This is a genomic window from Streptomyces sp. NPDC001002 (assembly GCF_053599215.1).
Map to the genome: position 1 here is coordinate 20,010 of NZ_JBSFLV010000110.1, position 10,310 is coordinate 30,319.

General features: G+C 71.3%; 7 protein-coding genes and 1 pseudogene. 4 read left to right on the top strand and 4 right to left on the bottom strand.

Annotated features, from left to right (window positions below; translation table 11 throughout):
* Positions 1-85 precede the first annotated feature (85 nt).
* Positions 86-958: a phosphotransferase enzyme family protein gene (locus tag ACWDR3_RS35295; RefSeq protein WP_450356650.1), complete on the top strand. Its 873-nt coding sequence runs from the start codon at positions 86-88 to the stop codon at positions 956-958.
* A gap of 42 nt (positions 959-1,000) precedes the next feature.
* Here ACWDR3_RS35295 and ACWDR3_RS35300 read toward each other — a convergent pair whose 3' ends face one another.
* The 4 genes from ACWDR3_RS35300 to ACWDR3_RS35315 all read right to left on the bottom strand — a co-directional run bounded on the left by ACWDR3_RS35300 (position 1,001) and on the right by ACWDR3_RS35315 (position 5,380).
* The gene (locus ACWDR3_RS35300; RefSeq protein WP_450356651.1) at positions 1,001-1,723 is read right to left on the bottom strand and encodes an exonuclease domain-containing protein; all 723 of its coding nucleotides are present in this window, start codon (positions 1,721-1,723) and stop codon (positions 1,001-1,003) included.
* Positions 1,724-1,836: 113 nt separating this feature from the next.
* Positions 1,837-3,075, bottom strand: a complete 1,239-nt coding sequence (locus ACWDR3_RS35305; protein WP_402346754.1) for an SAV2148 family HEPN domain-containing protein — start codon at positions 3,073-3,075, stop codon at positions 1,837-1,839.
* A 103-nt stretch (positions 3,076-3,178) separates the two neighbouring features.
* Positions 3,179-4,498 carry a copper amine oxidase gene (locus ACWDR3_RS35310; protein WP_450356652.1) on the bottom strand — a complete coding sequence of 440 codons (1,320 nt, stop codon included), beginning with the start codon at positions 4,496-4,498 and terminating at the stop codon, positions 3,179-3,181.
* Positions 4,499-4,564: 66 nt separating this feature from the next.
* Entirely contained in the window at positions 4,565-5,380 is an 816-nt protein-coding gene (locus ACWDR3_RS35315) for a Tat pathway signal sequence domain protein (RefSeq protein WP_450356653.1), read from the bottom strand.
* A 183-nt stretch (positions 5,381-5,563) separates the two neighbouring features.
* On the opposite strand from ACWDR3_RS35315, the gene glgX reads away from it, so the two are divergent.
* From glgX to ACWDR3_RS35330, 3 genes and pseudogenes are all read left to right on the top strand, one after another.
* The gene (glgX, locus tag ACWDR3_RS35320) at positions 5,564-7,672 is read left to right on the top strand and encodes a glycogen debranching protein GlgX (protein ID WP_450356654.1); all 2,109 of its coding nucleotides are present in this window, start codon (positions 5,564-5,566) and stop codon (positions 7,670-7,672) included.
* 114 nt (positions 7,673-7,786) lie between these two features.
* Positions 7,787-10,141 carry a malto-oligosyltrehalose synthase gene (gene treY, locus ACWDR3_RS35325; RefSeq protein ID WP_450356655.1) on the top strand — a complete coding sequence of 785 codons (2,355 nt, stop codon included), beginning with the start codon at positions 7,787-7,789 and terminating at the stop codon, positions 10,139-10,141.
* A 76-nt stretch (positions 10,142-10,217) separates the two neighbouring features.
* Positions 10,218-10,310, top strand: a pseudogene (locus ACWDR3_RS35330) (alpha/beta hydrolase); the annotation flags it as partial.

Genomic DNA, 10,310 nt, shown 5'->3' on the forward strand with positions numbered 1-10,310 from the left:
TGTCCCACCTGTGCGGATGTGACACTGGCTGTCGGATGGCGGGAACCCGACGCCGTACGCACACGCACACCCACGGAGGCGGACGATGGACGAGGCACGGGCGCGGGACGTACTGGCCGCGGCGGACGTGCTGCCGGGGCCGGCAACGGACGCGCGGCTCCTCGCTCTCGGCGAGAACGCGGTGTTCGCCGCCGGTGACCTGGTCGTCAAGGTGGGCCGCGACGCCGAACTCCTGGACCGCGCGCGCCGCGAGCTGGACATCGCGCTGTGGCTCGCCGAGTCGGGCGTGCCCGCGGTGCGGGCGGCGCAGCCGAAGCCGCTGCTGATCGAGAGTCATCCGGTGACCGTGTGGCACCGCATGCCCGATCCCGTACGCCCCGCCGAGCCCCACGATTTGGCCGAACTGCTACGCCTCGTCCACGCCCTCCCCGCCCCCTCCGTCGGCACCCTCGAACTCCCGCCCCGCGAGCTGCTGGGCGGAGTGGAGCGCTGGCTGCGGCTCGCGGGCGACGCGATCGATCCGGCGGACGCGGCGTATCTGCGCGAGCGCCGGGACGGGTTCGCGTCGGCCGCGGCCGCGCTCACTCCGCAGCTGCCGCCCGGCCCGATCCACGGCGACGCGCTGCCCCGCAATGTGCACGTCGGACCGGACGGCCCTGTCCTGGTCGACCTGGAGACCTTCTCCGCCGATCTGCGCGAGCACGACCTGGTGGTCATGGCCCTCTCCCGCGACCGCTACGGCCTGCCGGCCGAGGACTACGACTCCTTCACCGAGACGTACGGCTGGGACGTGCGCGAGTGGGACGGCTGCTCGGTTCTGCGCGGCGCCCGCGAGACGGCCAGCTGCGCCTGGGTCGCCCAGCACGCGCCGAGCAACCCGAAGGCACTGGCCGAGTTCGAACGCCGGGTGGCGTCACTGCGGGACGGGGACGAGTCGGTGCGCTGGTATCCGTTCTGAGCTCTGGCCACAGAAAGCCAACCCGTTGTGGCGCAAGGCTGTTCAGACGGTCTCGTCGGCCGGCTCGCGCAGTGGCCAGACGCCGTCGACCACCGCCGTCTCGTCGCCCTTGCGGCGCAGGAAGCTCTGGAAGTCCGCCGCCCACTCGGCGTACCACTCGATCTGACGGCGGTGCAGCTCCGCCGGGCCGAGGGCCGCGATCTTGGGGTGGCGGTCGGCTATCGCGCCGGCCAGCCGGGCCGCGGCCAGCGCGTCGGCCGAGGCGTCGTGGGCGGAGTCGAGCGGGACGCCGTACTCCGTGCAGACCGCCTCAAGGTTGCGCTTGCCGCGGCGGTAGCGGTCGACCCAGCGGTCGATGGTGTACGGGTCGATGACCGGAGCCGGGTCGTTGCCGCCGAGGCGGTCGCGCAGGGACGGCAGGGCGTACCTGCGCAGTTCGGCGGAGAGCAGGCTCAGGTCGAAGGCCGCGTTGTACGCGACGACCGGGACGCCCGTCTTCCAGTACCCCACGAGGACGTCCGCGATGGCGTCGGCCACCTGGTCGGCGGGGCGGCCCTCGCCCGCCGCCCGTTCGTTGCTGATCCCGTGCACGGCGACCGCGTCCGCCGGGATCTCCACGCCCGGGTCGGCCAGCCACTCGCGGTGCCCGGCCTGCTCTCCCGCCCTGACCTCGATCACGGCGCCGGTGACGATGCGCGCCTGACGCGGATCCGTCCCGGTCGTCTCCAGGTCGAAGCCGACCAGCAGCTCCTGGTGCCAGCCCATCGGCGGCCCCCCTTCTTGGTGGTGCTTTCCCCCAGTGGTCTCCACGATCCCATGTGCCACTGACAATCAGAGGACCGCCTTCCGCTTAGCCGGCGGGAGGTGCGCACGACACTTCAGGACACGGGCCGCGAATCCGCCCAGGACGTCTCGAACTCCTCGCGGTAGGTCGGGAAGAGGCCGGTGTCGTCCACATCGCCGGACTTGACCACCCGGTTCCCGTTGCGCAGTACCAGGACCGGGCCCTCCATGCCTCTGGAGCGCCGCAGATAGGACTGGACGACCGCTATGCCGTCGGCGCCGTCGCCGTCCACGAGGTAGGCCGTGAAGCGCGGGGTCTCGTCGTAGACCTGGATCTCGAAGGCGCCCGGGTCGCGCAGCCGGGAGCGCACCCGGCGCATGTGCAGGATGTTCATCTCGACCGCGCGGCTCAACTCGCCGCGTTTCATGCCCAGTTCGCGCTCGCGCCGCTTGACGGCGCTGGAGGCCGGGTTGAGGAAGAGCAGCCGCACCCGGCAGCCGGCCTCGGCCAGGCGCACCAGACGGCGTCCGGAGAAGTTCTGCACGAGCAGGTTGAGGCCGATGCCGACGGCGTCCAGGCGGCGGGCGCCGCCGAAGATGTCCTCGGCGGGGAACTGGCGCAACAGCCGTACCCGGTCGGTGTGTACGGCGACCACGTCCGCGTACCGGTCGCCGACCAGGTCCTCGACCGCGTCCACCGGCAGCCGGCGCGCGGACGGCACGTCCCCGCCGGCGCCGAGCACGTCGAGGAGCTTCGCCGAGGCGCGCTCGGCCTGGTTGAGGACGGCCTCGGACAGGGCCCGGTTGCGGGAGACGACGTTGCGGGTCACCTCCAGCTCGTCCAGGGCGAGTTCGACGTCCCGGCGGTCGTCTATGTAGGGCTCGAAGCACGGCCAGTGCTGCACCATCAGCTCGCGCAGCTGGGGCAGGGTCAGGAAGCTGAGGACGTTGTCGTCGGCCGGGTCGAGCAAGTAGCCCTTGCGGCGGCTGACTTCGCGGACGGCGACGGCCCGCTGGACCCACTCCTGGCCGGCCGGTCCGGCGGCGGCGACCACCCAGTCGTCGGCGTGGACGGGTTCGTAGATGGGACGCAGAACAGCGGCCACGACAGCGCGCAGCCGCTGTTCGACGAGGTTCAGCCAGATGTAGGCCCGGCCGGCTCGCTGGGCGCGCGTACGCACCTCGCGCCAGGCGTCGGCGTCCCAGTCCAGTTCCGGCCCGATGGAACTGGTCTCCATGGGCCTGGCCAGGGACACCGTGCCGGGCGGGACGTCTGTGGAGTTCCCCTCGTGACCCTCGTCACCAGGGGGCAGCTCCAGCCCTCCCGAGCCCACCCGCGCACCGCCTTCCGCTCCCCCGAGCACTCTCCGTGTCAACGATCAAGGAAGGGTACTCCGGGAGCGGTCGGCGGTGCAGCCGGATGGACAGGGTCGTTTCTCAACTACTCGGTCGCCAGTGGCCGTTCTGTGACGCGAGGGCGTCGGGAGTGAGCGGATTCATAGCCGTGACGTCGCGCGGGGCGATCGAGAAGCCCTGCCAGTGGATCGGCATGGGCTGCTGGTCCTCGTCCCGGGCGATGTGGTGGAAGCCCACGTTCATCCAGACGATCGGGTGCGTGAGGGTCTGTCCGTTGACCCACTTGTCCACCGACTTGCCCGCCGGAGCAGGGCAGTTGCCCGGGTTGTTGCTGGCGTACTGCTCGCACTTGTTGTACTCGGTGAAGTACACGTCGTGCTTGGTGAAGCTGCGCCCCGGGTACTTGGTGGTGGTCCCCGGGACTATCTCGTACGAGCGCGCGTGGCCGTCCTTGTTCTTGCCGGTCGCGCTGACCATGCGCCACCAGCGGTAGGTCTTGGCGTCGCCCGCCAGTTCCTTGGTGACGCTGGTGCGGGTGGTCTTGTTGGTGGGGGCCTGCTGGCCGGGCGCGGGCGCGGTGACGGCCGAGTCGTACTGCTCGACCTTGCCCTTGGAGGAGCCGTCCAGGCCGAAGTCGAGCCGCCAGAAGACGTTGTGGCTGTGGCTGGTGGCGTAGGCCTTGGCGCCCTTGCCGATGGGCCAGCCGCGGCCGTCGCCGGCGTCGTAGTCCTCGTAGGAGAGGCTGCCGGTGGCGCCGACGTTCATGTTGATGGTGCCGTCGTCCTGGAAGCGCCACTCGGTCATGTACTCGTACCAGCCGACCTGGTTGACCGTGTAGACGAGCAGGTCCTTGCCCTGGGCCTGGTAGACCTGGTTGGCGCTGTTGCCCTGCATGCGGTAGGCGTGGCCGCGCGAACGCGTGGTGGTGCACAGGCCCTTGACGTCCGGGTGCTGCGGGTCCCAGGCGTCGGGGACCTTGACGGTCTTGATGGTGCCGCCGGGGCACTCGCCGGGCGCCAGGTTCACCAGGCCCTGGGCGAAGCCGAAGCCGGTGAGGTCGTCGTACTCGACGCTGCCGTCGTCGTAGGGGACGTCGATCTGGGCGAGGCGGGCGCTGTTGAGGACCTTGATCGGCTTGGTCTCGCCCTTGGGCTGGTAGGAGACGTTGTCCAGGATCAGGCCGGCCTTGCTGTCGTAGCGGTAGCACATCCGCCAGGTGGTGCCGGTGGAGAGCTTCTGCTCGATCTTGTAGGCGGCGCTGCAGTCGGCGGCCGCCGCGGGGGCCGCCTTCGGCTGGGCGACGGCCGGTCCGGCACCGGTGGTCGCGCCGGCCGCCAGCGCGGCCACCGAGAGGCCGACGGCCGTACGGGTGCGGGCGCGGCTGAGTCTGTTCACGCGCATGACGAGGTAACTCCCCTTGCAGGAGGTGTCAGTTGGACAAGTGGATGGTGTTCCGCGGGCGGAGACTCAGCCACGGTCGAGGCGGGCGACCTTGCGGGCGCTCAGGTCGATCACGAGCTCACGGGCGTCGATCCAGGGCCCGTTCTTCACCTTCGGGAACAGCCGCACGCACCGGTGTTCGCCGCACTGGTCGAGCGCGGCGGGCTGGGCGCCCGGCGTGGCCCGGTACACCGCGCCGTTGAACAACAGCTGGTCCGGGGAGGTGAGTTCGTTGCCGGTGGCGTCCTTGTAGTCGGCCTTCAGGCCCGCGCCGAGCGGGTCGGCGATCAGCAGCCTGCCCGCCTCGACGTTCTCGGCACGGCTCAGCGGAGGCTGGACACCGTGCTGGGTGCCGGTCTGTTCGACCTTGCCCGTGTCGAGGTTGACGGTCTTGGTGACGAGGGTGTCGTCCTTGTAGTCGTAGAACGTGACGTCGGCACGCCGGGGCGCGTCCGGGTCGTCCGTCTCGTTGTTCTCCGGGTCGGCGAGGTCCACGGTGAGCCGCTGCGGACCGCGCTGACCGGTCACGTTCTCGGTGGAGTTGAGCAGCTGCCGGTTGGCGGCGATCTGCTCGGCCCGCTTCGTCTCGTCGTCGGTGAGCGGGTCGCCGCCCGTGCCCTTGTCGCCCTCGGCCGGCGCCTGCTGGACGACGCCCGGCTGAACCGCCCCGTCCTGCCCGGCCTGTTGAGCGGCCTGGGTACCGCCGCCGCTCTTGCCGTCGCCCGATTCGTCGGCCCCGGCCGTGCCCGGCAGGGTGATCCCGATCATCACGGCGGTCCCGGCGACCGCGATGGCCGCACCGGCCACCACCTTGCCCAGATGGCGGTGCACTAGATTGCGCACTTCTTCCCCCTACTCCCCCTTTGTCACAGGGAGTACGTGTCTGCCCCACATGTTCGGCATACCGCGTATGCCCGCTGGTCGATCGGTAAGAGGGACGTAAGTCATAGGTGGTTCCATCACTTTCGGGGAGACTCATGACCAAGGCGCCTCCCACGGCGCGCTCCACCTGAAAGAGTCGTGACCATGCAGGTCTGGCCTGGCGAGGCGTATCCGCTCGGTGCCACGTACGACGGCGCCGGCACCAATTTCGCGGTCTTCACGGAGGCCGCGGACCGAGTAGAGCTGTGTCTGCTGCACGACGACGGCTCGGAGACGGCGGTGGAACTGCGCGAGAGCGACGCTTTCGTGCGCCACGCGTACGTGCCCGGCATCATGCCCGGCCAGCGCTACGGTTTCCGGGCGCACGGCCCGTACGCCCCCGAGCGCGGCCTGCGCTGCAACTCGGCGAAGCTGCTGCTGGACCCGTACGCGAAGGCGATCAGCGGCTCGATCGGCTGGGGCGAGGAGGTGTACGGCTACCACTTCGGCGCGCCCGAGGAGCGCAACGACCTGGACTCGGCGCCGCACACGATGACGTCGGTCGTGGTCAACCCCTACTTCGACTGGGGCGACGACCGCCGCCCGCGCCGCGGCTACCACGAGACGGTGCTCTACGAGGCCCATGTGAAGGGCCTGACCATGCGGCACCCGGGGCTGCCGGAGGAACTGCGCGGCACCTACGCGGCGCTCGCGCACCCGGCGATCATCGAGCACCTGACCGAGCTCGGCGTCACGGCGCTGGAGCTGATGCCGGTCCACCAGTTCGTCAACGACCACCGCCTGGTGGACATGGGCCTCAACAACTACTGGGGCTACAACACGATCGGCTTCTTCGCCCCGCACAACGCGTACGCCTCCTGGGGCGACCGCGGCCAGCAGGTGCTGGAGTTCAAGTCGGCGGTGCGGGCGCTGCACGAGGCCGGCATCGAGGTCATCCTGGACGTGGTCTACAACCACACCGCGGAGGGCAACCACCTGGGCCCGACGCTGTCCTTCCGGGGCCTGGACAACCCGTCGTACTACCGCCTCACCGACGATCCCCGCTACTACATGGACACCACGGGCACCGGGAACTCGCTGCTCATGCGGTCCCCGCACGTGCTCCAGCTGATCATGGACTCGCTGCGGTACTGGGTCACCGAGATGCACGTGGACGGTTTCCGCTTCGACCTCGCGGCCACGCTGGCCCGGCAGTTCCACGAGGTGGACCGGCTGTCGTCGTTCTTCGACCTGGTGCAGCAGGACCCGGTGGTCTCCCAGGTGAAGCTGATCGCCGAGCCGTGGGACGTGGGCGAGGGCGGCTACCAGGTGGGCAACTTCCCGCCGCTGTGGACCGAGTGGAACGGTAAATACCGCGACACCGTACGGGACATGTGGCGCGGTGAGCAGCGCACGCTCGCGGAGTTCGCGTCCCGGCTGACCGGGTCCTCGGACCTCTACCAGGACGACGGCCGGCGCCCGCTGGCCTCGATCAACTTCGTGACCTGTCACGACGGTTTCACCCTGCACGACCTGGTCTCCTACAACGACAAGCACAACGACGCCAACGGCGAGGACAACCGGGACGGCGAGAGCCACAACCGGTCCTGGAACTGCGGGGTGGAGGGCGAGACCGACGATCCCGAGGTCGCCGGGCTGCGGGCGCGCCAGATGCGCAACTTCGTCGCCACGCTGATGTTCTCCCAGGGCGTGCCGATGATCAGCCACGGCGACGAGTTCGCGCGCACACAGGGCGGCAACAACAACGCGTACTGCCAGGACAACGAGGTCGCCTGGGTGGACTGGCCCGAGGAGGACAGCGAACTGCTGGCCTTCACGCGCGCGATGGTGTGGCTGCGCAAGGACCATCCGGTCTTCCGCAGGCGGCGCTTCTTCCACGGCCGGCCCGTGGAGGGCACCCACGACGAGCTGTCGGACATCGCCTGGTTCACGCCCGAGGGCGAGGAGATGATCCAGCGGGACTGGGACTCGGCCCGGGCCTCGGCGCTGACGGTGTTCCTGAACGGCAACGCGATCTCCGAACCCAGCTCGCGCGGCGAGCGGATCGGCGACGACTCGTTCCTGCTGATGTTCAACGCCTCGCCGAAGACGCTGGAGTTCGTGGTCCCGGTCAATCACGGCCGGCAGTGGCAGGTGGTGGTCGACACCGCCCGCTCGGACGGGGTGCCACCGAGCGACGGGCCGAAGGTGCAGGCCGGCGACCGGCTGACGCTGGTGGACCGGAGCATGACGGTGCTGCAACGGCCGGTCTAGGACCCGCCCGGCGCCCCTGGCCGACGGCGTCCACCCGTCGCCCGTCGGCCGGGCGGGCACACGCATGGCGGTCGGGATGACACGAAAGGCGGCGGGGCGGGTACGTAGGTCTGCATGACACCTGAGCGACCCGACCCCGTGGTGCCCACGGCGACCTACCGACTCCAGCTGCAGCCCGAGTTCCCGTTCGCGGCCGCCGCGGCGGCCGTGCCGTACCTGGCCTCGCTCGGCGTCTCGCACCTGCATCTGTCGCCGGTCCTGGAGGCCGTGCCGGGTTCGGTGCACGGCTACGACATCGTGGACCACGCGCGCGTACGCGAGGAACTGGGCGGCGAGGACGGGCTGCGCGCGCTGGCGCGCACCGCGCGGGAGCACGGTGTCGGGCTGGTGGTGGACATCGTGCCGAACCACATGGCGGCGCTCGCGCGCCACAACCACGCCCTGTGGGAGGTGCTGCGGGAGGGCCCCAAGTCGCCGTACGCGCGCTGGTTCGACATCGACTGGGAGGCGCAGGGCGGCCAGATGCTGCTGCCGGTGCTCGGGCAGCCGCTCGGGCAGGCCCTCGCGGACCTGCGGGTCGAGGACGGCGTACTGCGCTACTACGACCAGGAGTTCCCGCTCCGCGAAGGCACCGAGGAACTGCCGCTGCCGCAGCTCGTCGACGCGCAGTGGTACCGCCCGGTGTGGTGGCGACTGGCCCGCACCGAGCTCAACTACCGGCGTTTCTTCAGCATCTCGGAGCTGATCGGCGTGCGGGTCGAGGACCCGGAGGTGTTCGACGCCACGCACGCCAAGACCCTCCAGCTGCTGCGCGAGGGCGTGATCGACGGGCTGCGCGTGGACCATCCCGACGGGCTCGCCGACCCGGACGCGTATCTGAGCCGGCTGCACGAGGCGACCGGCGGGCGCTGGACGGTGGTGGAGAAGATCCTGGCGGACGGGGAGTCCCTGCCCGCCTCCTGGCCGGTCGCGGGCACCACCGGCTACGACGTCCTGCGGCACGTCGACGGCGTCTTCACCGATCCGGCCGGGTTCGGTGAACTCCTCGGCCAGTACCGGCGGTTCGCGGCCCCGCAGGCGGACCGGGGCGGCGACTGGGCGGCGACCGTGCGGCGGGCCGCCTACCGGGTGCTCACGCACGAGCTGGCCGCCGAGGTGGACCGGCTGACCCGGGTGACCGCCCGGCTGTGCGCCACCTCGCCGGATCCCGCGCTGCGCGACCGGGCGCCCTGGGCACTGCGCACGGCGCTGCAGGAGCTGCTGGTCCGCATGGAGGTCTACCGGCCCTACGCCTCCGGTGACGCGGCGGCCGTCGTCACCCCGGAGGCCGCCGCCGAGGCCAAGCTCGCCTTCGTCGTGCCCGAGGAGGCGGGCGCGGTCGACGTCGTGTACGACCTGGTGCTGGGGCGGGCCGGTGAGGAGCCCGCGCTCACCGAGTTCCAGGTCCGGTTCGCGCAGACCGCGTCCGCGCTGCGCGCCAAGTCCGTGGAGGACACGGCGTTCTACCGCTACGTACCACTGCTGTCGGCGACCGAGGTGGGCGGCGATCCGGGCAGCCCGGCGGTGTCCGTGGCGGACTTCCACGCGTACTGCACGCGCGTGCAGCGCGACTGGCCGCTGACCGGGACCGCCCTGTCGACGCACGACGCCAAGCGCAGCTCCGATGTACGGGCCGCGCTGGCCGTGCTCAGCGAGAGCCCGCGGCGCTGGGCGGACCTCGTGGCCGAGGTGACGGCCGCGGGCGAGGGCGTGCCGGATCCGCAACTGGCGTGGGCGGCCTGGCAGACGGTGTTCGGACTCGGCGAGACGGACGTGGACCGCGTCGGACAGGCCCTGCTGAAGCACGTACGAGAGGCCGGGCTGCACACGAGCTGGACCGAGCAGGAGCCGGCGTACGAGGAGGCCGTGGCGGCGTTCGTCGCGGCGGGCCCGTGCGGGCCGCCCGGCGAGCAGGTCGTCGCCCTGCGCCGCGCGCTGGCACCGCACATCCGGGCGAACGTGCTGGGCACGGCCCTGGTCCACCTGACGATGCCGGGGGTACCGGACCTCTACCAGGGCACGGAGAGCGAGTACCGGGCCCTGGTGGACCCGGACAACCGGCGCCCGGTGCCCTTCCCGGCGGCGGACCCCGGCGAGAAGGACGCGGTGACGGCGGCGGCACTGCGGCTGCGCGCCCGCAGGCCGGACGTCTTCGGCGACACGGCGACCTACACGCCCCTGGAGGCCGAGGGCCCGGCGGCGGCCCACTGCGTGGCGTTCGCCCGCTCCGGAGAAACCATCACGGCCGTGACCCGCCTGTCGCTGCGCCTCGCGGAGGCGGGCGGCTGGCGCGACACACTGCTCCCGCTGCCACCGGGCCGCTGGGCCGATGTCCTGGCCCCGGAACGGGAGTTCACGGGCCACGCACACGTGGAGGAGCTTTTCGAGCGACTGCCGGTGGCACTGCTGGAGCGGGTGGGGGACGCCTGAGGGGGTTGCGGGCGGGTTCGCGCCCGGCCGCGGTGTGCTTCGGCTCGCCGCAGTCGGTGTCGAGTGAGGGCCGCCACCTCTGGCCGGCGCCATGAAGATGCGGCGGGCCCTCGGCGACCGGGCCACGATGGTGACCGCCGACCAGGGCGGGCACGGTGTCTACCCGTTC